Raw genomic sequence first — 23005 nt, forward strand, 5'->3', positions numbered from 1 at the left:
GTGGAAAGTCGTGGAATGGGAAGCGGGCGGCGGGAATCCGGTGGGACTCCCGCCGCCCGCTCCTGTGGGGACTCGGGGCTCAGCCCTGAGTTCCGACGCGTGCGGGTCGCAGCACGCGCTCGTTCATCCGGTAGCCCGGCTGCATGACGACCTTCAGCGTGGTGCTCTCAGCACCCTCCTGATCCTCATGCATGAGTGCCTCGTGCATCTGCGGGTCGAACTCCTCGCCCTCCTTGCCGAACCGCTGCAGACCGTGCTGGGCCAGTGCGGACTCGAGCTTGGCGGCGATGGAGGCGAACGGCGTGCCCTCCGGGAGATCACCGTGCTGGCGGGCCAGCTCGATGTCGTCCATGACGCCGAGGACGGAGTTCAGCACGTTCGCCACGGCGTTCTGCTTGGACACCTCGGCGTTCTGCTGGATGCGGCGGCGCGAGTTGACGTACTCGGCCTGTTCGCGCTTCAGCTCCTCCTCCAGTTCGGCGACGCGTTCGCGCAGCTGGTCCGCTTCTGCGACGGACGACTCGTAGAGCCGCCCCGCCTCGGCGGAGAGGTCGTCGACCTCGCCGTCGCCGGCAGCGCCCTGCTCGTCGGCGGCGTCCGGCTGGGCGGTGGGGGCCTCGGCGGCACCGTCCTGCGGGGCAGTGGAGGTGCCGTCCGAGGTCACCTTGCGCTTGTCAGTGAAGCTGAAGGGCGCGTTCTGGCGCTCGGGCTCGTCGCCTGCGCGCTGGTCGTCCTGCTGGCTCACTTGTTCTCCTCGTCCTCATCGTCGACGATCTCGGCGTCCACGACGTCCTCATCGGAGGACTCGCCTGCGGCATCGGCACCGGCAGCGCCCTCGGCGCCGTCGGCCGCCTGGGCCTGGCTGTAGATCGCGGTGCCCACGGCCTGCAGAGCCTCGTTCAGCTTCGTCTGCGCGGCCTCGAGCTCGTCAGCCTTGGCGTCCTCCTTGGCGAGGACCTCCTTGGCCTCCTTGATCGCGTCCTCAGCGGCGGTCTTGTCCGCATCGGAGACCTTGTCGCCGTTGTCCTTGAGCAGCTTCTCGCCCTGGTAGGCGGTCTGCTCGAGGCCGTTGCGGGCGTCGGCGGTCTTGCGGCGCTCGGCGTCCTCCGCGGCGTGTGCCTCGGCGTCCTTCACCATGCGGTCGATCTCCTCATCGGAGAGGCCGGAGCCGCCGGTGATCTGGATGGACTGCTCGTTGCCCGTGCCGCGGTCCTTGGCGGTCACGTGGACGATGCCGTTGGAGTCGATGTCGAAGGTGACTTCGATCTGCGGCATGCCGCGCGGCGCCGGTGCGATGCCGGTCAGCTCGAAGGTGCCGAGCAGCTTGTTGTCGCGGGTGAACTGGCGCTCGCCCTGGAACACCTGGATGGCCACGGACGGCTGGTTGTCCTCAGCGGTGGAGAACACCTCGGAGGTCTTCGTCGGGATCGCGGAGTTGCGCTCGATGAGCTTGGTCATCACACCGCCCTTGGTCTCGATGCCGAGGGACAGCGGGGTGACGTCCATGAGCAGGACGTCCTTGCGGTCGCCCTTGATGACGCCGGCCTGCAGGGCTGCGCCCATCGCCACAACCTCATCAGGGTTGACGCCCTTGTTCGGCTCCTTGCCGCCGGTGAGCTCCTTGACGACCTCGGTCACGGCCGGCATGCGGGTGGAGCCGCCGACCAGGACCACGTGGTCGATATCGGAGACGGACACGCCGGCGTCCTTGATGACCTGGTGGAACGGTGCCTTGGTGCGGTCGAGCAGGTCCGAGGTCATGTCCTCGAACTGTGCGCGGGAGAGGGTCTCGTCCAGGTGGACGGGGCCGTTCTCACTCATCGACACGTACTGCAGGGAGATGTTGGTCGAGGAGGAGGAGCTCAGCTCCTTCTTCGCCTGCTCCGCTGCTTCCTTCAGGCGCTGCAGGGCGATGCGGTCCTTGGAGAGGTCCACACCCTCCTTGTTCTTCACCTGCTGGGTCAGCCAGTCGACGATCTTCTGGTCCCAGTCGTCGCCGCCGAGGCGGTTGTCACCGGCGGTGGCGACCACCTGGATGGCGGAGCCGTCCTCGTCCTTGGAGATCTCGAGGAGGGAGACGTCGAAGGTGCCGCCGCCGAGGTCGAACACGAGGATGCGCTCGTCGTCCTTGCCCTTCTCGAGGCCGTAGGTGAGGGCCGCGGCCGTGGGCTCGTTGATGATGCGCAGAACGTTCAGGCCGGCGATCTGACCGGCGTCCTTCGTGGCCTGGCGCTCGGAGTCGTTGAAGTACGCGGGGACGGTGATGACCGCGTCGGTCACCTGGTCACCGAGGTAGGACTCGGCGTCGCGCTTGAGCTTGCCGAGGATGCGCGCGGAGATCTCCTGCGCGGTGTACTTCTTGTCGTCGACCTCCGTGCTCCAGTCGGTGCCCATGTGGCGCTTCACAGAGGCGATGGTGCGGTCCACGTTGGTGACCGCCTGGCGCTTGGCCAGCTCGCCGACGAGGACTTCGCCCTGCTTGGAGAACGCGACCACCGACGGGGTGGTGCGGGCGCCTTCGGCGTTCGCGATGACCTGGGGCTCGCCGCCCTCGAGGACTGCGACGCAGGAGTTCGTGGTTCCGAGGTCGATACCAACAACACGTGACATAAGTTCTGATCCTTCTTCCTGCCGGACCTGCCGGCCATTGAGTCACTGCGGCTCAAGAACAGTCCCAGTCAAACGACCCGCTTCTCGGGTTGTCAATCAGCGTGGCACTGAAGTTGAGTTCACTAGGCTCAACCTTCGCCGATCGGCTTTCATTCCCGGCCCGATCCGACTGTGTCAGCGATCACAGGGCCGGCGCTTCCGAGCGCCGATCGCGAACACGACCACCCCGACCGCGATCAGCAGCAGCGCCGCGATGATCGAGGTCAGCGGCAGGAACACGACCAGCAGAACGCACCCCACCAGCCCGATCGCCGGAATCGCCTTCGTGCCCGCCGCCTCCCGCTTCGTCAGCGTCAGCGCTGACGCATTCGCCACCGCGTAGTACAGCAGCACTCCGAATGAGGAGAACCCGATCGCGTGGCGCAGATCCGCCACCAGCAGCGCTGCGCACACCACGACGCCCACCGCGATCTCCGCGCGGTGGGGCACCCCGAAGCGCGGATGCACCGCCGCCAGCGCGCCCGGCAGGCGGCCGTCGCGGGCCATGGCGAACGCGGTGCGGGAGATCCCGAGGATCAGGCCCAGCAGGGAGCCGACGGATCCCACCACCATCGCCGCCGCCATCACCCACACCAGCCAGGTGCCTCCGAGTGCCCGCGCCGCATCGACCAGCGGCGCCGGCGACTGCGCGAGGGGCTCCGCCCCCAGCGCCCGCAGCACCGTCACCGCAACCAGGGCGTACACGAGAAGTGCGATCCCCAGCGCCGTGATGATGGCCCGCGGGATCGTCGACTCCGGTTCGCGGACCTCCTCGCCGAGCGTCGCAATGCGCGCGTACCCGGCGAACGCGAAGAACAGCAGACCGGCCGCACCGAGGATCCCGACGACGCCGCCTGCGCCCTCAGGAGCGTCGGAGCCGAGGGACAGCAGGGCCCCGTCGGCCCCGCCCCCGCCGAGCGCCGCCAGCAGCCCGGCGGCGACCAGCGCCGCAAGCGCCGCCAGCACGACGGCGACGATGGCACGGGTCAGCAGGGCGGACTTCTGCACGCCCCGCGTGTTCAGAACCGTCAGCGCGATGACCGCCGCGGCCGCGATGGGCCGGGCGGCATCGGGAGCGATGGCCGAGCCGATGGTGAGGGCCATCGCGGCGGCCGAGGCGCTCTTGCCGATGAGGAAGCACCAGCCGGCGAGGAAGCCGGGCAGTGCTCCGAGCCGCTCAGTGCCGTACACGTAGGCGCCGCCCGCACGCGGGTGGAGCGCGGCGAGGCGCGCTGTTGAGGTGGCATTGGCGTAGGCGATGACGGCCGCGATCGCCAGCGCGATCAGCAGGCCGCTCCCGGCGCTGGCGGCGGCCGGAGCGAGCGCGGCGAAGATCCCCGCACCGATCATGGAGCCGAGGCCGATGGTGACGGCGTCGACCATGCCGAGGCGCCGCCGAAGATCAGAGGATTCCACGGCCGCCATCACGGCACCGCCGGGTGGGCGCTCGGCTTCTCCAGGATCAGCTGCTGCTCTCCCTCCGCCGCGGTCCTCCTGCCCGTGTCCACGTATCCGCAGCGCTGGTACAGCGCGGCGGCGCTCAGGTTGTCCGCGGCGACCTGCAGGCGGATCGCACCGGCGGCGGCGAGCTCGGCCTCCGCAGCGATCGCGGCCTCCGCAGCGGCGAGCAGCTGCGTGCCGATGCCGCGGCCCTGGTGCGCCGCCAGCACCTCCAGGTGGCGGAGGAGCGGCACCGCCCCCGCGGTCACGATCTCCACCATGCCGACGGGTCCCGGGTCGTGCGCCACGAGGACGCGGGAGCGCCCGGCGTCCTGCAGCAGAATCCAGTACGGGGCCGCCTCGGCCCAGTCGGGGTGCGCGGCGGCGAACGGGAGGAGGGTGTCGATGCTCAGCGGAGCGATGGTGACGGGGCTGATCAGCACAGTGTGATCCTACGTGGACGGGGATGGCTGAGTCGCACGGTTCCGTGGGAGCGTGGCGGGATGTTCACCCCCTCGCCGTCTCTGGCCCGCCTGGGCATCTCCGCTCAGTTCCTCACCAACGGGGCGCTGCTCGCCTCGCTGATGCCGCGCCTGCCGGAGGTGAAGGACCGCTTCGCCCTCGATGACGACGCGTTCGGCTTCCTCGTCATCGCCGTCGCCGTCGGCGCCCTCATCGCCGCCCCAGCCGCCGGCGCAGTGATCCGGCGCGCAGGCGCCCTGCCGACCATGGTGGTCGGGTCGGTGCTGGTGGGGGTCCTGGTGACAGCGGCGGCGGGTGCGCCCACGGCGATGCTGTTCGTCCTCGCGATGATGGCCGCTGGCGCCGCCGACGCCGTCGTCGACACGGCGCAGAACCTGCAGGGCCTCGCCGTGCAGCGCTGGAAGGACTCCACCATCCTCGGCTCCCTGCACGCCGCCTGGTCGATCGGTGCGACGCTCGGCGGCGCGATCGGCACCTGGGCCGCCGCAGCCTCCGTGCCCCTCATGATCCACATGGGCATCAACTCGTGCATCTGGGTGCTCGTGGTGGTGGCGGCCGCGGCCGCAGCCCGCACACCTGAGCGCTTCGTGCGCGACGCCGACGCCGAGGACGCGCCGGCCGGTGCCGCATCGACGCGCCGTCCTGCGGGGCCCGCGGTGATCACCCTGCTGGCCCTGTCGCTGCTGGCGATCGCCGGCACCATGGTGGAGGACGTCGCGAACAACTGGTCCGCCCTGTTCACCGGACGCGAGCTCGGCGCCTCCCCCGGGCTCGCCGGCCTCGCGTTCACCCTGACGCTCACCGCGCAGGTCGTGGGGCGCTTCGCCACCGACCCGATCAGCAACCGGGTCGGCATGCACATGGCGGCCGTGGGCGGTGGTGTCCTCATCGCCGCGGGCGGGCTCACCGCCGCCCTCGCCCCCTCCCCCGCCGTCGGCATCGCCGGATTCATGCTGATGGGGCTGGGCTGCGGCCCGCTCGTGCCGGCGGCGCTCGCCGGCGCCGACGCGATCCCCGGCCTCCGGCACGGCACCGGTGTCACGGTGCTGTCGTGGTCGATGCGGATCGGGATGCTCGCGACGTCGCCGATCATCGGCCTGGTGTCCGTGTCGGCGGGTCTGAGGATCGGTCTGCTGGTCACCGTCGCGGGCGGCCTCGTGGGTGCGGCGGTCGCGTTCCACCAGGGCCGACGGGTGCGCCTCAGCTGAGCGGCTCCTCCTCCCGGCGGGCGGCCGGTCCGGCGAGCGCGGCGGCCGCCACCAGCAGTCCGGCCGCGCCGAGCACGACGGCCGGCGCCACCAGTGGCCCCAGAGCGCGGTCGAGCAGCGGCATGTACAGCATCGTCAGGGACGGCAGCACGATCGAAGCGGAGTAGGCCGTGCCGTAGCCGCGGGAGCGGACCGCTGCGGAGAACGATTCGGAGATGTAGGCGCCCATCGGGCCGTACACCGGGACCGTCACCATCTGCAGCAGGACCACCGGCGCCAGCGCCGCGCCCAGCGTGCCCGTGCCCATTGCCCACATCCACACGGCCGGTGCCAGCACCGCCGAACCGACGCCCCACAGCGTCAGGAAGCGGCGGCGCCCCAGCAGCGTGGAGGCGTGCCCCGCGAACGCCATCGCCACGGCCTGGCCGAGGGAGGCGGCGAGCATGATCAGGGCGATGTCATCCGCCTCGAGGCCCGGCCCGCCCTCGGCCGAGAGGCGGCCCACGATCACGATCACGGTCATCTGGGTCATCAGCCACAGGCCGCTCATGAGGACGAACAGCTGCCAGAACGGCTTCGCCCACCGGCCGGCCACCACGTCCCAGAGCCGCAGGCGCGCCGCCGCCGTCGACGACGCGGCGCCCGTCGCATCGACCACGAACCTGCGGTAGAACAGCAGCATGCCGACGCTGAGGGCGGAGGCGAGCAGGAAGATGATGCGCCAGCCCCACTGCGCGTAGGCGGCCGGGCCGAGGCCCTGCAGCGCGAGCGCCGTGAACGCCGCGATCGACGCCTGCGCCAGCGGCGCCATCGCCATGATCAGCCCGGAGTTCAGGCCGCGGCGGCGCGGCGCCGACCATTCCATCGCCAGTGGGATCGCGGCGCTGTACTCGCCGGCGATGGCGATGCCGAGCAGGAAGCGCAGCGCGATCAGCGCGACCAGTGTCCCCACCCCGAGGGTGGCGTGTCCGGGCACGAGGGCGATCAGCAGCGAGCAGAGCGCGGTGCCGCCGATCGCGATCTGGGTGGTGGCGGTGCGGGAGACGCGGTCGGCGATGCTGCCGAACACGGCGGCGCCGACGGGGCGGCCGATCAGTGTGGCGGCCATGACGAGCGCGGCGGCGAGCTCGATGCGGTCCGACCCAATCAGGGTGGGCAGCGCCGGGGCGAGCGCCACCACCGGCACGAAGATGTGCAGCTGGTCGATGAGGTTGCCGACGATGCCGCCGGCGACGGCCCGCCGTGCGCGCTCGGCCGCCGTCCCGGCGGGCCGCGTGGGGGTCTCGGTCACTGGGCGAAAGCGGTGCGGACCAGCTCGGCGATGCGTGCGCGCACGTCCTCGGTGACCTCGCTGATCGCGTAGACGGTGGGCCACATCGCGCCCTCGTCGAGCTGCGCGCCGTCGTTGAAGCCGAGCGTGCAGTAGCGGGTGCCGAACTTCGAGGCGGGCTGCACGAACGCGATCACGGGCCCGTCGAGGTGGTAGGCGGGGAACCCGTACCAGGTCTTGGCGCGCACGTCCTCGACCTCGGCGAACACGATCTCGTGGACGGCTTCGGCGATGGCGCGGTCGCTCTCCGGCAGGGCGGCGATCGCGTCGGTGCAGGCGGTCAGCTCCGCGGCGCGCTTCGCCGCGGCCCTCTCCGCGCGGGTCCCGCCCTTCTTCGCGGCGGCCGCAAAAGCCTTCCGCTCGGCGTCTGCTTGCGTCATGGCTGCGCGCTCGGCGGCGCTGAACGTTTCGTCCGCCATGCTCCCAGCGTATCTGACAGCTACAACCATCGGATGACCGGGCATCGTCGGGTCGCTCCCAGCGATTGATGCCGCAGGGAACCGCCGCGGCGGATGATCGTGGTGAACCGATTCCCCGAGCGAAGGAAACGCCATGTCCTCGACTGCACCAGTGAACGCGCCGGACCCGTCGGCCGATGCCTCCCCCACCGCTCAGGTGACCGCCACCGGACTGCGGAAGTCCTACGGCGAGGGCGATGCCGAGGTCCGCGCCCTCGACGACGTCACCCTCCGGATCGAGCGGGGGTGCTTCACCGCCATCATGGGCGCGTCCGGCTCCGGCAAGTCGACCCTGCTGCACATGCTCGCCGGACTCGACCGCCTCGACACCGGCAGCGTCGTCATCGACGGCATCGACATCACCGGCCTCAGCGACTCGCAGCTCACGAAGCTGCGCCGCGAGCGCGTCGGCTTCGTGTTCCAGTCGTTCAACCTGCTGCCGATGCTGACCTGTGAGCAGAACATCCTGCTGCCGCTGGAGCTGGCGGGGCAGAAGCCGGACCGCGCCTGGATGGACACCGTGGTGGACCGGTTCGGTCTGCGCGAGCGCCTCACCCACCTGCCGAGCCAGATGTCCGGCGGTCAGGTGCAGCGCACCGCGATCGCCCGCGCACTGGTGACCCGCCCGTCGGTGCTGTTCGCCGATGAGCCCACCGGCAACCTCGACTCCGCCACCACCGATGAGGTGCTGGACTTCCTGCGCACCAGCGTGGAGGAGTTCGGCCAGACCGTCGTCATGGTCACGCATGAGCGCGACGCCGCTGAGCGCGCCGACCGCATCATCACCCTGGCCGACGGCCGCATCATCGCCGACGAGGCCGTGCCGCACGCATCGGCCGCGACGAAGTGAGAGGAGCCGCCGTCATGAAGCGCAGTCGTCTGCGTCTGCAGCCCGCGCACCGGCAGGCCGCAGCAGTCGTCACCGTCACCCTCGCCACCGCGTTCGTGTCCCTTGTGATCCTCGCGATCACGTTCGTGTCCGGCATCATCACCGCTCAGGTGGAGGGCCAGTACGCCGGCACCGACGTGATCGTCCAGCCCACGGTCGACGACGAGACCGGCGTGGCCGGCCAGATCGCGCCCGCCGATGTCGAGAAGACCGATGGGGTCAGGGCCGCCTGGCCGGTGCCGGAGAACCTGCTGGGCAAGCTCGTCGCCGATGAGTCGAAGATCGACGATCAGAACCCGTTCGCCACTCCCGGGGCGTTCGTCGATGTGCAGGTCGCGCCTCCCGGCGCCGACAGCGACACGCGCCTGAACTCCGGGTCGATGCCGTCCTCGCCGTCCGAGGTCCTCATCGACACCGCCATCGCCGAGGACAACGACCTCGCGGTGGGCGATGAGCTGGTGCTGCAGAAGGTGACCGACGGCAAGCCGGTCCGCCTCACGGTCGCCGGTATCCAGGACACCCCCAAGAGCGCCCTGCTCGGCGCCTCCCCGCTGGTGATGACCAGCGAGGGCGCAGCGACCCTCGCCGGGGACCCCGTGGAGTTCGGCGGCCCCGCGATCTACGCCCAGGTCGAGGACGGCACCGACCCGGCCCAGGTGGTGAAGCAGCTGCAGGCCGACGGGTTCGACGCCACCACCACCGAGCAGGTCATCAAGGACATGAACTCCGCCGTGCTCGTCATGGTCGCGTCCCTGACCGTGGCGCTCGGCTCGTTCGTCGCGATCGCCGTGGTGACCGCCGCTCTGGTGGTGGCGAATACGTTCGCCGTGACCGTTGCGCAGCGCCGCCGTTCCTTCGCGCTGCTGCGCGCACTCGGCGCCACCCGCGGCCAGGTGGTGCGGCTCGTGCTGAAGGACTCCGCCCTCGTCGGCCTGGTCGGTGCCGTCATCGGCGTGGTGCTCGCGTACCTGGCCGGCACCGGTGTGCTGAACCTGCTGCGCATCACCTCCTCCACCGCGTTCCCGCCGCTGCCGCCCCTGTCCATCCTCGCGATCATCGTCCCGATCGTGCTGGGCGTTCTGCTGACGGTGGCCGCGGGGCTCGTTCCGGCGATCTCCGCCACGAAGGTGCGCCCCGTGGAGGCGCTGCGCCCGATCGAAGCGGCGGCCGGCAAGGGCGCGGGGGTGATCCGCACGTTCGTCGCCGTGCTGCTCGTCGCAGCGGGCGCGGCTCTGCTCGCCGCAGGCTGGTTCCTGGCCCTGCGCAACGATTCGCCCGATGCGGCTGTCACCGCGGTGCCGATGCTCGTGGCGATCCTCGGCACCATCGTCATGATGATCGGCGTCATCGCCGGTGTGCTGGTCGTGGTGCCCGCCATCATGCGCCTGTTCCGCGCAGTGCTCGGTCGCATCGGCGGCGTTCCCGGGCGGTTCGCCGCTCTGAACGCCGGCCGGCACCCGCGCCGCAGCGCCGCCACCATCACCGCCCTGGTCATCGGCACCACGCTGATGGCGACGATGAGCGTGGGCGCGAACACCGCGGAGCGCACCCTGATCACCGAGCTGAACTCCTCCTCCCCGTTCGACGTGATCGCCTCCTCGGCCGCCTTCACGGACTCCAGTGCGAAGCGGACGCAGGCGGTCGACGGAGTCGAGACCGCGGTGCAGGGCGTCAGCGTCGATGTGAAGGCGCCGAACGGCGAGATGATGACCATCCTCGGCTTCGACCGGGATGAGATCGAGCGCGTCAGCGTCCTCGACGGCCTCGCCGACGACGTCCGCGACAACGAGGTCCTCGTCGGCAAGGACCGCGCGGAGAGCTTCGGCCTGAAGAACGGCGACACCCTCACCGCACCCGACGGCACGAAGGTCAGGGTCCGCGTGAACGAGTCGCTCAGCCTCACGCTCACCACCGAGGAGACCGTCCAGCACTTCTCGACCTCGCCCGAAACGGCGGTGGCTGCGCGGCTCGCGGAGCGCTCGGATCCGCAGCGGAAGCAGACGGATGCGCCCACCATACTGACGGAGGTCGGCTCCGTCCTCGACCCGCAGGCCCAGGACGGTGACGACGGCGCCGATGAGGAGAACCCCGCGGGTCTGGGACTGGACATGCCGGGTGTTCAGCGCGACATGTTCACCACCGCCGTCAACGGTCTGCTGATGTTCGCCACCGGCATGCTGGCTGTTGCGGTCCTCGTGGCTCTGGTCGGGGTGATGAACACGCTCTCGCTCAGCGTGGTGGAGCGACGCGGCGAGAACGCCCTGCTGCGCGCTCTCGGCACCTCGAAGGGACAGATCCGGGCGATGCTCGCCTGGGAGGGCGTCATCATGGCCCTGGTCGGTGCCGCGATCGGTCTCCTGCTCGGAACCGTGTTCGGTGTGGTCGGCGCCCGCACCGTGGTGCCGGCGAGCGTCCCGTTCGTCATCGGCATCCCGTGGGTGACCCTGCTGGCCGTTGTCGTGCTGGCGATCCTCGCGGGTCTGCTCGCCTCGGTGATCCCGGCGCGGTCCGCCGCGAAGGTCTCCCCCGCTGAGGCCCTCGCCGCCGCGGACTGACCTGCCGCCGGATCGGCCCCGCACGCAGAAGGCCCCCGCATCAGCGGGGGCCTTCTGGTGTCAGGTCGTGGTCTGCAGGGCGAGGATGTGGTCCATCAGCTCCTCGAGGTCCCGCGCCGTGTACTCGGGCCAGCCGTGCACGCGCCGCAGCCACATCGGGTCGACCGCCCGTGAGCCGAGCACTGCTCCCACGAGGGAACCGGCGATGCAGGCGACGGTGTCGGTGTCGAAGCCGGCGCGGATCGCGTTGTCGAGCACGGTCGAGACGTAGGCGCGCTGCTCGTACTTGTCCTCCGGCACGTCCCCGGCGGCGAAGATCGCGGAGCACGCGGCCTGCAGCGCATGCACCACCCAGCCGTTGCGGTTGAAGAAGGTGCTGGGGGCGCTCGCGGCGTCGTCGATCCGCTTCAGCCACAGAGTGCGCCGCTCCTCGGGGATCTGGTCGATCCCCGCGTGCAGGTTGAGCTCCCCGGTGAGGATGCCGTGGCGGATGGCGTGCGCCCAGATGACGCCCGCGTCGTCGGTCTCCGGGTCCACGTGGGTCAGCGAGCTCACGGCCAGAACGGAGCGCGTCAGGTGCTCCTTCGGGGCGAACAGGCAGGTGGTGACCACGGCGTAGGTGCGCATGAGGGCGCCGTTGCCGGCTCCCTGCCCGTCGGTGTCGTAGATCGACTGGGCGGAGCAGCGGAAGTCGTGGGCGCTCGGGACGGCGCGGCCGTCGGAGGAGGCGTTCTCCACAGCGCGGGTGATGACCTTCGACGTGAGCACCCCGATGTCGGGGGTGTTCAGCGACCAGCGGTACCAGCCGGCGGCGATCTGGTCGAGGGCCTCCGTGCTGGTGAGGTCCGGGCCGATCTTCGGATCGGCAGCCACTCCGAGGATCACCACGCTCATGGAGGTGTCGTCGGTCCATTCCCCCGGTTCCCAGTTCAGCATGCCGCCGCCGATCATGTCGACGTCCTCGGAGGAGGAGATGGGCGGCTGGAACTCGTAGGGAGCTCCGAGAGCGTCGCCGGTGGCGGCGGTCAGGATGGAGCCGAGGGCGCGTTCCCGCAGCTCCTCGGTGAGCTCACTGGGCGTCACGGCGCTCCTTCCTGGTGTCGACCTGCGAGGGCATCAGCGGCGAGACGGCCGCGGCTCCGTCGCCGTCGGCACCCCTGCTGATCAGGGAAATCGTCCCACATAAGGCTCCGCGGCCGCAGGGAATTCGATCCGAAAAGACATGGAGTTCACGTCGACCGCTGACGAAAGCCTCACAGCCCCGTCGGCACCCCTCGAGAGCCGCCGCATCCCGACGGTATCCTGAACGCCGACCTGCAAGAAGGAGAATCCGTGTCAGCCAACACCGCCGCCGACCACACCGTGGACCCCGCGACGAACGCCTGCTCCTGCGGCAGCGACCACGACCACGGGCCGACCGGTTCTGACGTGGTGCAGGGCCTCGGCAAGGGCTTCGCGGTCCTCTCCCTCGCAGTGCCCGCCCTCGCGATCGTCCTGATCGCCGGCTCCCTCATCCTCACCCCGTCCAGCCCGCTCGTGCTCCTGCTCGGCATCGGCATGGGCCTGGGCCACCTCGCCTCCCTCATCGCGCTCAGCGCCGTGGCGAGCCGAGTCGCGGGCGACCTCGCGAACTCCCCCGTGCTGCTGGTGGCGCGCGTCGGCTTCGAGGAGGCGCTGCGCCTCGCGGTGGTCCTGCTCGGCCTCGTCCTGTTCGTCGGCGAGGGCCCCGGCCCGCTCGGCCTGTGGATCGGCGTGGGCGCGATGACCGTGTGGGCGGTACTGACCACCGCCCAGCTGGTGATGAGCCGCCGACGGATCCTCCGCCCCGGCGACTGGTCGAAGAACACGGTGCTGTCCGTCCTCAACGACAAGCTGTCGGTGCGCCGCGCCATGACCATGCGCTTCGTGGACATCGCCGCCGTGCTGATCTTCCAGCTCGCCGCCACCGTCCTCGTGGCCGCCGCCCCGATCATGGCCGGCGCGGCGTTCATCCTGTCGGTCGCCTCCGGGTTCTCCACCCTGGTGGTGCAGCGCTACAGCGCTGAGAGGCGCGCCCGCTCACCGTGGCTGTACGCCCCGATCGTCATCTCCGTGCTCACCCTCCTGCTGGCGATCGCACTCGTGCTCGTGCCCGCGACGATCGGCGTGTGATCTCGGCCTCTCACCGCTGGTAGCGTGGGTCACTGCATCCCACCCCACGAAGGAGAGAGTGCATGAGCACGCCCACGTCCGGTCTCGACCTGTCCCAGCGGGACCCCTCCATCCGCATCCAGGATGACCTGTTCGGCCACGTCAACGGCGCCTGGCTCGCCGCCCACGAGATCGCAGAGGACAAGTCCGGCGACAGCGAATTCACCCGCCTCCGGGACCTCTCCGAGGAGCGCGTCCACGCCCTCGCCCAGCGGCTCGCCGCCGACCAGGCCGACCGCGGAACCATCGAGTCCGATGCCGACAAGGTGGGCGCCCTGTTCACCCAGTTCATGGATGAGGACGCGGCCAACCGCGCCGGCGCCGAGCCGCTGGAGGAGTTCGTCGGCCGCATCCTCGCTGCTGACTCCCGCTCGGCCCTCACCGAGGTCGCCGCCCGCCCCGAGTCCGCCACCGCCGTCATCGCGGTCGGAGTGTGGCACGACGCCGACGACTCCTCCCGCAACCAGGCGCAGGTGTTCCAGTCCGGCCTCGGCCTGCCCGACGAGTCCTTCTACCGCCAGGAGCAGTACGCCCCGATCGTCGAGGCGTACACCGATGTCCTCGCCCGCTTCGCCGACCTCTCATCCCTGCCGGGCCGCGCCGGCCTGCCCGACGGTGACGCCCGTGCCCTCGCCGAGACCGTGGTCGACCTGGAGAAGCGGATCGCCGCTCACCACGTCGACGTGGTGCGCCTGCGGGACCGCGAGAAGTCCACGAACCGGATGGACGCCGATCAGCGCGCCGCCGCATTCCCCGCCTTCGACTGGGATGCCCACTTCAGCGGTCTCGGCGTCGACCTCGCCGAGCTGACCGACATCAACGTCGGCCAGCCGGAGTACCTGCAGGGCGTCAGCACACTGTGGGCGGACGAACCGCTGGAGAACCTGCGCGCGTGGCTGGCGCTGCACTTCGTCGTCGCATCCGCGCCGTATCTGTCGGATGAGTTCGTCGCCGCGCACCACGAGTTCTTCGGCACCACCCTGACCGGTGTCCCGCAGCTGAAGGAGCGGTGGAAGCGCGGCGTCGCATTCGTGGAGGACGCTCTCGGTGAGGCGATCGGTGAGATGTACGTGGCCGAGCACTTCCCGCCGGAGGCGAAGCAGCGGATGGAGGAACTGGTGGACGCCCTCATCGACGCCTACCGCCGCTCCATCACCGATCTGGAGTGGATGACCCCCGCAACCCGCGAGAAGGCCCTGGAGAAGCTCACGCAGTTCACGCCGAAGATCGGCTACCCGGCGACGTGGCGCCGCTACGACGAGCTGGAGATCGACGACCGTTCCCTGCTGCATCAGCGCCTTGCCGTCGCCCGCCATGAGCACGCCCACCAGATGGCGAAGCTCGCCCAGCCGGTGGACCCGGACGAGTGGCACATGACCCCGCAGACGGTCAACGCCTACTACAACCCGGGTGCGAACGAGATCGTGTTCCCCGCCGCCATCCTCCAGGCCCCGTACTTCGACATGGACGCCGACGACGCCGTCAACTTCGGCGGAATCGGTGCCGTCATCGGCCACGAGATCGGCCACGGATTCGACGACCAGGGATCCAAGTACGACGGACGAGGCAACCTCCGCTCCTGGTGGACGGAGGAGGACCGCACGGAGTTCGAGAACCGCACCCGCGCCCTCATCGACGACTACTCCGCGATGTCCCCGCGCGACCTCGACGACGAGCACACCGTCAACGGCGCCTTCACCATCGGTGAGAACATCGGCGACCTCGGCGGACTCTCGATCGCCCTGGACGCCTACCGCCACCTCGCCGGCGACACCGCCGACGAGACGGGGGCCGACGGATTCACAGGCATCCAGCGGGTCTTCCTCGCCTGGGCGGTCATCTGGCGCGCCAAGTACCGCGAAGCCGAGGCGATCCGTCGTCTCGCGATCGACCCGCACTCGCCCGCCGAGTTCCGCACCAACGGCGTGGTGCGGCACATGGACGAGTTCCATGACGCGTTCGGCGTCACGGAGTCCGATTCCTTGTTCCTCGCTCCTGAGAAGCGCGTGTCGATCTGGTGAGCAAGAACCTGTTCCACAAGGGCCGGATCACCCCCGGCCCCGTCGGCTGGACCCGCATCGCAGCACCGCTGGTGATCGCCCTGGTCGCGGTCCCCCTGGTGCTGTGGATGCGGGGCGCCGAGGCGCTCCTCGTCGCGGCCGCGTTCATCGTGCTGTTCACGGCGCTGGCGGTGCGGGAATGGATGAACCAGTCCCTCACCTTCATCGTGGACCCCGAGGGGATCACCGTGTCGCGCGGCGGCTTCTGGCCCGCCCGCACCTGGCCCGCCGAGGAGTTCCGCACCGTACAGATCCGCCGCATCCCCGGCGACCAGGTCGGCACCCAGGTGGGCGGCTTCGGTCTGCGGCGCGGCCGCGTGCTGCGCGCCCAGATGTCCGCCATCGAGGAGGTCGACGGCCTGCGCCGTTTGACAGCGGTCGACGAGCGGCAGGACGCCGAATGCGCCGTCACCAAGGGCGGGCGGATCGTCGAAGTGGCCGGGCATCGGGGCCGCAGCTTCCTGCTGTCCCCCGTCGACCCGGACGCGGCGGCGCACACGCTCGCGCAGGTGATCCGGGCGAAGCGCTGAACCCGTCGGCCCCGCCGATTGGCCCCCTCCCGCCGGGAGCGCCTACACTCGTGGCCGTCATTGTCAGACAGGGGAGCACCGAGCGGTGCTGAGAGTGCGCAGGCGCGCAGACCCTCGAACCTGATCCGGTTAGCACCGGCGAAGGAAGTCGGGACGATCTCCCGGTGGCGGCGAACAGCGCACCCACCGGCCCTTTCCGCTGGGAAAGGAGACCACGATGACCACCACCCCCACCGCCCCCGAGCGCGGCTGGCGCACCATCGACATCCTCGTCACGGTGCTGATCGGCGTCGCCTTCGGTGTGGCCTTCATGGGATATTCCCTGTTCTACACCGCGATCGGTCCGGTCACGGCGCTGTTCCGCCCCGCCGAAGGCATCCTGACGGGCATCTGGTGCCTGCCGGCGATCCTCGCGCTGCTGATCGTCCGCAAACCGGGCGCCGCGCTCGGCGCGGAGATGATCGCCGCGATCCTGGAGGCCCTGCTCGGCTCCCACTTCGGCATCGGCGCCGTCATCTCCGGCGCTGCTCAGGGCCTCGGCATGGAGATCGGGTTCGCCGTGTTCGGCTACCGCCGCTTCGGCTGGGCACCCGCCGCCCTCGGCGCATGCCTGTCGGTGTTCTTCGAATGGATCTACGAGATCATCGCGTACTTCCCCGAGTGGGACGTGTTCTTCAAGGGCATGTACCTGGTGTTCTTCCTGATCTCCGGGCTGGTCCTGACCGCTGGGCTGGGCCTTCTGCTGACCCGTCTGCTGGCATCCACCGGTGCGATCAACCGCTTCGCTCCCGGACGGGAGCACGCCGAGCGCACCGCGGTCTGACATGCCCGCCGCCGTGACCCCGACCGATTCCGCCCTCGCACTGCGCGGCCTCACCTTCACCCCGGTGGGCCGCCGCTCCCCCACGCTCACCGATGTCACGCTCAGCATCCCCGCTGGGCAGCGCGTGCTGCTGGCGGGCGCGTCGGGGTCCGGCAAATCGACCCTGCTGCGGGCCCTCGCGGGCCTCCTGGCCGACGGGGACACCACCGGTGAGGTGCCGCCCGAGCCAGCGGACGCGTCCCGCCGCGCCCTCATGGTGCAGAACCCGGCGCACGCGATCGTCGCCGCGAACGCCGGGCTGGACATCGCCTTCGCACCGGAGAACGAACAGGTGCCGCCCGCGGACATGCCGGAGACGGTGGAGCGGGCGCGCGCCCTCGCGCAGTTCGATGCGCCGTTGCACACCGACCCGTTCGCCCTGTCCGGCGGCCAGCAGCAGCGCCTGTCACTCGCGGGTACTCTCGCGGTGACCAGTGCGGTGATGCTGATGGATGAGCCGCTGTCGATGGTGGATGAGGCGACGGCCCGCGAAATCCGCGCCTCCATCCTCTCCGCCGCCGACGCCACCGGGCGCACCCTCGTCATCGCGGATCACCGCCTGGACGCCTGGTGGGATGAGATGGACCGCGTGATCGTCCTCGGTCCGGGCGGCCGCATCCTCGCGGACGACGCACCGGAGCGGATCGACCTGCACCAGCCGGAGCTGCTGTGCGAGCTCGGTCTCGCGATCGAGCCGTGCAGTGCTCCTCCCGCCCCAGCCTCGCCTGCCGCTCCTCCGGCGGCATCTGCTCTTCACGACCGGCCCCCCGCGCACTCATCGGCCCCTGTCCTGGACGTCAACGGCGCCCTCGCTGAATCCGATCTTCTCGCTGAGACCGTCCACGTCACTGCTCATCCCGGCGACCTGGTGGTGCTGACCGGCCCGAGCGGCGTTGGGAAGTCCACCCTGCTGCGCCGCCTCATCGACGAGGGGCCGTGCTCCTTCCTACCGCAGAATCCGGAGATCTCGTTCTGCGCGTCGACAGTCCTCGGCGAGGCGATGACGACGCCCGGCGTCACCGAGGCGGCGGCACGTGCTGCCCTGGAGCAGGTGCGGATCGGCCACCTGGCGCAGGCGAATCCGTTCACCCTGTCGGGCGGGGAGCAGCGACGCCTCGCGTTCGCCGCCGCCACGGCATCGGACCGACCCGTTCTCCTGCTCGATGAGCCGACGGTGGGGCTCGACCCCCTCGCCCGCCGTGACGTGCTGGACATGATCCGCGCCCAGCGCGACGCCGGGGTCGCCGTCATCGCGGCCACGCACGATCCGGGTCTGGTCGCGGAGGCGGAGCGGGAGGTGCCGCTGGTCCCGTCGGCCTCCCGCTCCGATATGCATCGCCGACCGGCCGACGGGGCTGCCTCCGCGCCGATTCCGCGGGTGCGCCGCTCGCCGGTCGTGCCCGCCGACGGCATGAATCCCCTGGTCATCATCGCCGTGGCGCTGGCTGCGGCGATCGGGTCGTTCGCTGTGGATTCACTGCTGGTGGGTGCGGTGGCGGCATCGTTAACGCTGCTGGTGGTGCCGCTCGCGGCGCGGACGCCGAAACGGCTGGGGCTGCGCCTGCTGCCGGTGTCGTTGGCGGCGCTGTCCCTCGCCTGGTCGACGTTGCTTCTGTCCGGCCGACCCTGGGGTGAGGCGGCGACGTGGGCGCTCGCCGCCTCGGAGGCGCTGCGCCTGTTCGCGTTCGTGGCCCCGGGTGCTGTGCTGGCGGAGGCTGTGGATCCGACTCGGCTCGGGCAGGCGCTCGCCCAGCATCTGCGGATGCCTGCGCGGGCGATGGCGGCGATGACCGCGGGGCTGGTCCGGGTGGGGCACATCCGGGCCCAATGGTCGGAGATCCTGCTGATCCGACGGGTGCGCGGAATCCACCGACGGAACCCCGTGGCCCTGTATGCGGGGGCGACCCTCACCCTGCTGGTGTGGACACTGCGGGGTGCGGAGACTCAGGCTGTGGCGATGGATGCACGTGGCTTCGCGGAGGCGAAGGACCGCACCTGGGCACACCGCTCGCGGTTCCATCGGATCGACGCGGTGGGGCTGGTGCTGGTGCTGGTCTTCGCGCTCGTTCCGCTCGCTGCGCGCCTCCTGCTCGGCTGATCTGGAGGAGCCGCCGCCGGCTCATCCGCGCCGGGCACCGCGTTCGCGGATTCGGTCGAGGCGCTTCTTCTCATAGCGGTCGTTCATGGCCTCGGTCAGGTCGCGATGCTCAGCCGCTGGGTCCTGTCGGCCGAGGTTCTCAGCGGTGCGCGGCGGCACCTCGATCGGCTTCGCCTCGTAGTTCTCACCCGTGAGCCGGGCCCGCAGCGACTTCGAATAGAACCAGCCAGGGTCGGAATCGAGCGTGACCGTGCCGTCGATCGGGATCTCCTCACCGCCGTCGATGGAATAGCTGCCGGAGTAGGTGGTGCGGATCGTGACCTGGTACCAGCCCTGGAACCGGTAGTAATGGAAGATCGCGCCCGGCCCCTTCGTCGTCGGCGCCCCACCCGGGAACGTGGTGGTGAGGGTGTTGCCGTCGCCGAGGTCCCATTCGTAGGACTCAGCGCGCGCAGTGATCGTCACTTCGTGGCCGAGGATGGTCTGGGTGTGCGTCTGCACCTCGTCGCCCTTGGCCCAGTACGTGATCGGGATCCGCACCGGAACGTAGTCGAAACCGGGCGCCCGCATGCCTGTGGGCGGCGTGATGACCAGTTCACCGAACCCGGTGGCGTTCGCCTGCACCGTCGGCATCGCCTCGGCTTCCTGCGCCGCGGGTTTCGCCGGCTCAGCCGGTTTCGCGGTGCACGGGCGCATCCCTTCGGGTACTGGTGATCCGCGCCGGCGGTAGGCGACGGACTGTGCACCAGTCGCCGAATCCTCGAGACAGGTCAGTTCCGCAACACCGCAGGAGGAGACCATGCCAGGGATGCAGTCCGTACCGTCGATCGTCCCCTGCAGAGCCATGAACCGCGGAGGGCGGGCATGGGGCCTCTGAGGTCGGTTTGTTTTTTCACCGCTCGACGTATGACGGTGGCCGCCGACTTTGTGGGTACTCTTCGATTTGGACTGGCCATGTTGGCCTGCTTGTGGTCCCCGGCGGTCGAGGAGTACCTCCATTGAATCTTGGCCGGACCTGCTCTGCCAGTGGTCGGCATTTTCCTGTTCGCTGGAGATAGGAACGCTCCCATGAGCAACAATGAGCGCTAGAGCGAGGTACGCGGAGCCAGCAGTCGGGATAATCATCGGTCGAGCCTCCGCGATGCGATCGCAGTGAGTTTCCAGTGGCCGTCGCTCCACGTCGCTGACGACACTGTCGCGAACTGTGCTCCTTCGATCTCCTGGCCTGCGTTATCGCCAGTCAGCACGGCTCCTGGCGTCACGGTGTACTCGAGGTAGGCTCCTGCCTCTTCATCGGTCCGGACATAATTAGTGCTAAGAATCTGTGCGCGTCTTTGCGACTTGTAATTACCTGAACTGGTTGCCTCCACCGCGCTGTCTCTTGCTTCAACACACGCGCTGCATTGGGAATCGTCAGTCACGAGGTTGACTGCGCTTGGGTCGCCGGTGGCTTCTAGGTAATACATAGCGTCGACAAAGTAGTGGAGCGTAGCGACTTCCCCCTCATCCGTCTCCTCGTAGAACCCGGGGTAGTCCTTAGGGTCCGGTGCCCTGAGGCTGCGGTTCTCGGGCGGAAGCTTGCTCTTGTCCACGGCAGCATCCGTCGACCCCTCAGACCCACCACCATCGGACGCAGGCGCGGCAGTATCGTCACCGCCCCCGTCGGACGCCGCAGCGCTGCTGCTCGGCTGGGGCTTCGGGGTGATCTTCGGCGGCTCATCCTTCGGCGCGCAGCCCGCCGCGCCGACCGCCAGCAGCAGCGCCGCTGACGTGGCCGTGAAGGAACGATGCAGGGTTCGAGGGGACATCATCGTCTCCTTGGGGAGGGAACAGTCATGCCCACGACCCAACCAGCTCACCAGCACCCGCGGGCGTGAATCACAGAAATTGTGGACAGACCGTGACCTCTCGCAGTCCTCGTCGACCTCACGCCGTCACTGGGGACGATCACTTCTCCACCGCGAAAATCCGGCAGAAACCAGCCCTGACCAGCAGGAACAGACCCCCCGACTTTAAATGTCGCACCCCTCTCCTACGCTGACGGCACGACCGGAACCCCACGGAACAGACGTCCACACAGCACAGACCGGCGGTTCCCTCGCCGGAGGACCACTCGACTATCAGCGAAAGGAGGCGACTCAGCGATGGCGATCGATCTCGGTCCCCTGCACGAGCTCCCGCGCTCAACCAACCCCACACTGGACCGCATACATTCCGCTGCGCTCGCTCTCGCTGAGGAGATCTCCACTCTGCACGACGAGCTCATGGCCGAGCCGCTGACCCACGCCGAAGAATACGGACCCGCCACCACCGTGGTCGCTGCTGCGCGTGATCAGATCACCCTTCTCATGGGTTCTCTGGCTGCTCAGGCCACAGCGGCCACCGTCGCAGAGAACCCGCCCCACCCCAGCGACTCCGCCGCGGCTGCCCTGGCGAAACGCCAGATCGCGACTCGGGCCGCCGCCCATGAGATCGGCACATGGATGCGCCAGTCCCACCACAGGGCCCGCCGTCTCATCGCCGCTCACGCTCTGATGAACACCTCCATGCCGAAGCTGCGTGACGCCGTTGCCGCCGGCAGGATCGACCACGAATCCGCCCTCGCCATCACGGGCGAAGCCGCGCTCGCGCCCACGCTTCAGCACCAACAGCGCCTCGATGACGTTCTCGCTGAGGACGCCGCACAGCTGTCAGCGGCCGGAACTCGTGCGTGGCGCAATCAGGCGCGGCGCCGCATAGCCGATCTGGATCCGCAGGTCCTCCGCGACCGGACCCGACGCGCCCACCACAATCGGCGCGTCACCATCCACGACGCCGACGACGGCACCAGCATCATCCGCGCCGTCCTCCCCCGCCTGACCGCCCACCGTGCCTTCACCGCACTCGAAGCCGCCGCGAACGCGCTCATCCGCGAACGGAACAATGAGCCGTGCCCTGACGTCGGGGGCATCGGGGGCGCCGACGGGGACCCGATCAGCAGAACCAGCGCATCACAGCAGGTTGCGGGCACGACAGGAATGAAACGTTTCCAATTGACGCATCATCAGGCGATGGCGGATGCCTTCGCCCAGATCATCACCGGAGACCGGCCCGCATCGCCGACCAGTCTCACCCTCAACATCGTTATGACGGACCGGCAGCTGCTCGAGCCGGACAAGGGCGGGCCCGCACTGATCGACGGCTACAACCCCGTCCCGCTCGAGGAACTCGTCAGCGCGATCCGAAGGAACCCGGACACCGCCTGGATCCGCCGGCTGTTCACCCACCCCACAAGCGGGCAGCTCATCCACATGGAACAGAAGAAGCGCCGATTCACCGGCGCCATGGCCGAATTCATCCGCATGCGCGCCGGTGGCATCTGCGAAGCGCCCTACTGCAACGGCACCGCCACCCACACTGACCACATTCACCCCGCCACCCGCGGAGGACCGACCAGCATCAGCAACGGCGCCGCGCTCGACGCCTCCGACAACCTCACCAAGTCGGACCACATCCACAAGGCCCGTCCCACACCGAGGGGTGACGGTCTGACGTGGGCGAACACCGTCGGCACCATCACCACCCACTACCCGAGCTACAGCCCAGCAGCACCAATCCACCGAAGTCCGGCCGGAGCCACCAGCACTCCGGCGACGGGACACGAACGGACCCGCAGCACCCCGCTGCGCCGAAGATTCATAACGGCGTGCGACTATCTCCCACCGCCGCGCACCATGCGGATGATCCAGTGACCCTTCGCAGTCGATTCACCGCGTCCCCGCGCGCAGACAGAGGGGACACTCGGGATTACGCGGGAGCCCATGAATGGTCCCCGATAGGCTGGGATGCGTGAACACCGACTTCTCTGAGAACTCCATGCCAGATGCCGACGCCGTCGAACTCGCCAACGCCATCATGGACGCTGCCCGCGCCGGTGAACTGGAACTGCTGCGCCCCGCGCTCGACGCCGGCGCTCCCCTCGATATGCAGAACGCCAACGGCGACACCATGATCATGCTCGCCGCCTACCACGGCCACACCGACCTCGTGCGCGAACTCATCGAACGCGGGGCCGACGTGGACCGCCAGAACGATCGCGGTCAGACCCCCATCGCCGGCGCCGTGTTCAAGAACGACATCGACACCGTGAGAGCACTCAAAGACGGCGGCGCCGACCTCGACGCCGGGAACCCGTCGGCCCGCGCCACCGCCGAATTCTTCCAGCGCACCGACATGACGGAGCTGTTCAACTCCTGACCCCCGCGGCGGCGACG

At 69.6% G+C, this 23005-nt stretch carries 19 protein-coding genes and 1 riboswitch; of the genes, 10 read left to right on the forward strand and 9 right to left on the reverse strand.

Features of this window, described 5'->3' with window-relative positions:
• Positions 1–79 precede the first annotated feature (79 nt).
• From grpE to R3I40_RS06510, 4 genes are all read right to left on the reverse strand, one after another.
• A complete protein-coding gene (grpE, locus tag R3I40_RS06495; protein ID WP_285262436.1) occupies positions 80–745 on the reverse strand; it encodes a nucleotide exchange factor GrpE in 666 nt (221 codons plus the stop codon).
• Positions 742–2610, reverse strand: a complete 1869-nt coding sequence (gene dnaK, locus R3I40_RS06500) for a molecular chaperone DnaK (RefSeq protein ID WP_183374984.1) — start codon at positions 2608–2610, stop codon at positions 742–744. The genes grpE and dnaK overlap by 4 nt, the downstream gene beginning before the upstream one ends.
• Before the next feature lie 174 nt (positions 2611–2784).
• Positions 2785–4074, reverse strand: a complete 1290-nt coding sequence (locus R3I40_RS06505; RefSeq protein ID WP_285262435.1) for an APC family permease — start codon at positions 4072–4074, stop codon at positions 2785–2787.
• Entirely contained in the window at positions 4074–4532 is a 459-nt protein-coding gene (locus tag R3I40_RS06510) for a GNAT family N-acetyltransferase (RefSeq protein ID WP_183374988.1), read from the reverse strand. Before R3I40_RS06510 ends, R3I40_RS06505 begins: the two co-directional genes overlap by 1 nt.
• Before the next feature lie 60 nt (positions 4533–4592).
• Here R3I40_RS06510 and R3I40_RS06515 point away from each other — a divergent pair, with 60 nt between their 5' ends.
• Complete coding sequence (locus tag R3I40_RS06515; RefSeq protein ID WP_285262434.1) at positions 4593–5780, forward strand: MFS transporter; 1188 nt, start codon at positions 4593–4595, stop codon at positions 5778–5780.
• On the opposite strand, the gene R3I40_RS06520 is transcribed toward R3I40_RS06515, so the two are convergent.
• Both R3I40_RS06520 and R3I40_RS06525 read right to left on the reverse strand, forming a co-directional pair.
• Positions 5773–7071 carry an MFS transporter gene (locus R3I40_RS06520; protein ID WP_285262433.1) on the reverse strand — a complete coding sequence of 433 codons (1299 nt, stop codon included), beginning with the start codon at positions 7069–7071 and terminating at the stop codon, positions 5773–5775. The genes R3I40_RS06515 and R3I40_RS06520 overlap by 8 nt on opposite strands.
• The gene (locus tag R3I40_RS06525; protein WP_285262432.1) at positions 7068–7529 is read right to left on the reverse strand and encodes a DUF1801 domain-containing protein; all 462 of its coding nucleotides are present in this window, start codon (positions 7527–7529) and stop codon (positions 7068–7070) included. Before R3I40_RS06525 ends, R3I40_RS06520 begins: the two co-directional genes overlap by 4 nt.
• 133 nt (positions 7530–7662) lie before the next feature.
• Between R3I40_RS06525 and R3I40_RS06530 the strand changes: the two genes are divergently transcribed.
• Complete coding sequence (locus R3I40_RS06530) at positions 7663–8418, forward strand: ABC transporter ATP-binding protein (RefSeq protein WP_183374996.1); 756 nt, start codon at positions 7663–7665, stop codon at positions 8416–8418.
• A 14-nt stretch (positions 8419–8432) separates the two neighbouring features.
• Complete coding sequence (locus R3I40_RS06535) at positions 8433–11012, forward strand: FtsX-like permease family protein (protein ID WP_285262431.1); 2580 nt, start codon at positions 8433–8435, stop codon at positions 11010–11012.
• Positions 11013–11072: 60 nt separating this feature from the next.
• Here the strand turns inward: R3I40_RS06535 and R3I40_RS06540 are convergent, their stop codons facing one another.
• Positions 11073–12095: an ADP-ribosylglycohydrolase family protein gene (locus R3I40_RS06540; RefSeq protein ID WP_239374137.1), complete on the reverse strand. Its 1023-nt coding sequence runs from the start codon at positions 12093–12095 to the stop codon at positions 11073–11075.
• 249 nt (positions 12096–12344) lie between these two features.
• Here R3I40_RS06540 and R3I40_RS06545 point away from each other — a divergent pair, with 249 nt between their 5' ends.
• The 5 genes from R3I40_RS06545 to R3I40_RS06565 all read left to right on the forward strand — a co-directional run bounded on the left by R3I40_RS06545 (position 12345) and on the right by R3I40_RS06565 (position 18752).
• Complete coding sequence (locus tag R3I40_RS06545; RefSeq protein WP_183375002.1) at positions 12345–13163, forward strand: hypothetical protein; 819 nt, start codon at positions 12345–12347, stop codon at positions 13161–13163.
• 62 nt (positions 13164–13225) lie between these two features.
• Positions 13226–15223 carry a M13 family metallopeptidase gene (locus tag R3I40_RS06550; protein WP_285262430.1) on the forward strand — a complete coding sequence of 666 codons (1998 nt, stop codon included), beginning with the start codon at positions 13226–13228 and terminating at the stop codon, positions 15221–15223.
• Positions 15220–15792 carry a hypothetical protein gene (locus R3I40_RS06555; RefSeq protein ID WP_239374134.1) on the forward strand — a complete coding sequence of 191 codons (573 nt, stop codon included), beginning with the start codon at positions 15220–15222 and terminating at the stop codon, positions 15790–15792. The genes R3I40_RS06550 and R3I40_RS06555 overlap by 4 nt, the downstream gene beginning before the upstream one ends.
• Positions 15793–15851: 59 nt before the next feature.
• Positions 15852–15956, forward strand: a riboswitch (TPP riboswitch).
• Between the two features lie 53 nt (positions 15957–16009).
• Positions 16010–16615, forward strand: coding sequence for an ECF transporter S component (locus tag R3I40_RS06560; RefSeq protein WP_183375008.1), 606 nt, complete (start codon positions 16010–16012; stop codon positions 16613–16615).
• Positions 16616–16628: 13 nt separating this feature from the next.
• Entirely contained in the window at positions 16629–18752 is a 2124-nt protein-coding gene (locus tag R3I40_RS06565) for an ATP-binding cassette domain-containing protein (protein WP_285262429.1), read from the forward strand.
• A gap of 21 nt (positions 18753–18773) precedes the next feature.
• Here the strand turns inward: R3I40_RS06565 and R3I40_RS06570 are convergent, their stop codons facing one another.
• Both R3I40_RS06570 and R3I40_RS06575 read right to left on the reverse strand, forming a co-directional pair.
• Positions 18774–19385, reverse strand: coding sequence for a hypothetical protein (locus tag R3I40_RS06570; protein WP_285262428.1), 612 nt, complete (start codon positions 19383–19385; stop codon positions 18774–18776).
• 488 nt (positions 19386–19873) lie between these two features.
• Positions 19874–20344, reverse strand: coding sequence for a DUF6318 family protein (locus tag R3I40_RS06575; RefSeq protein ID WP_285262427.1), 471 nt, complete (start codon positions 20342–20344; stop codon positions 19874–19876).
• A 552-nt stretch (positions 20345–20896) separates the two neighbouring features.
• On the opposite strand from R3I40_RS06575, the gene R3I40_RS06580 reads away from it, so the two are divergent.
• Together R3I40_RS06580 and R3I40_RS06585 are read left to right on the forward strand one after the other, a co-directional pair.
• On the forward strand, positions 20897–22483 hold the full coding sequence (locus R3I40_RS06580) for an HNH endonuclease (RefSeq protein ID WP_285262426.1): 1587 nt from the start codon (positions 20897–20899) through the stop codon (positions 22481–22483).
• A gap of 97 nt (positions 22484–22580) precedes the next feature.
• Positions 22581–22988: an ankyrin repeat domain-containing protein gene (locus R3I40_RS06585; RefSeq protein ID WP_311199395.1), complete on the forward strand. Its 408-nt coding sequence runs from the start codon at positions 22581–22583 to the stop codon at positions 22986–22988.
• Positions 22989–23005: the final 17 nt, after the last annotated feature.

The organism is Helcobacillus massiliensis (assembly GCF_033106145.1).
GTDB classification, from domain to species: Bacteria; Actinomycetota; Actinomycetes; order Actinomycetales; family Dermabacteraceae; genus Helcobacillus; species Helcobacillus massiliensis.

Excerpts from the sequence above, each read along its gene's own strand:
- R3I40_RS06525 (WP_285262432.1), bottom strand. The coding sequence starts at position 7,529 with ATGGCGGACGAAACGTTCAGCGCCGCCGAGCGCGCAGCCATGACGCAA.
- R3I40_RS06550 (WP_285262430.1), top strand. The coding sequence starts at position 13,226 with ATGAGCACGCCCACGTCCGGTCTCGACCTGTCCCAGCGGGACCCCTCC.
- R3I40_RS06570 (WP_285262428.1), bottom strand. The coding sequence starts at position 19,385 with ATGCCGACGGTGCAGGCGAACGCCACCGGGTTCGGTGAACTGGTCATC.
- R3I40_RS06580 (WP_285262426.1), top strand. The coding sequence starts at position 20,897 with ATGGCGATCGATCTCGGTCCCCTGCACGAGCTCCCGCGCTCAACCAAC.
- R3I40_RS06535 (WP_285262431.1), top strand. The coding sequence starts at position 8,433 with ATGAAGCGCAGTCGTCTGCGTCTGCAGCCCGCGCACCGGCAGGCCGCA.
- R3I40_RS06515 (WP_285262434.1), top strand. The coding sequence starts at position 4,593 with ATGTTCACCCCCTCGCCGTCTCTGGCCCGCCTGGGCATCTCCGCTCAG.
- R3I40_RS06530 (WP_183374996.1), top strand. The coding sequence starts at position 7,663 with ATGTCCTCGACTGCACCAGTGAACGCGCCGGACCCGTCGGCCGATGCC.
- R3I40_RS06505 (WP_285262435.1), bottom strand. The coding sequence starts at position 4,074 with ATGGCGGCCGTGGAATCCTCTGATCTTCGGCGGCGCCTCGGCATGGTC.
- R3I40_RS06560 (WP_183375008.1), top strand. The coding sequence starts at position 16,010 with ATGACCACCACCCCCACCGCCCCCGAGCGCGGCTGGCGCACCATCGAC.
- dnaK (WP_183374984.1), bottom strand. The coding sequence starts at position 2,610 with ATGTCACGTGTTGTTGGTATCGACCTCGGAACCACGAACTCCTGCGTC.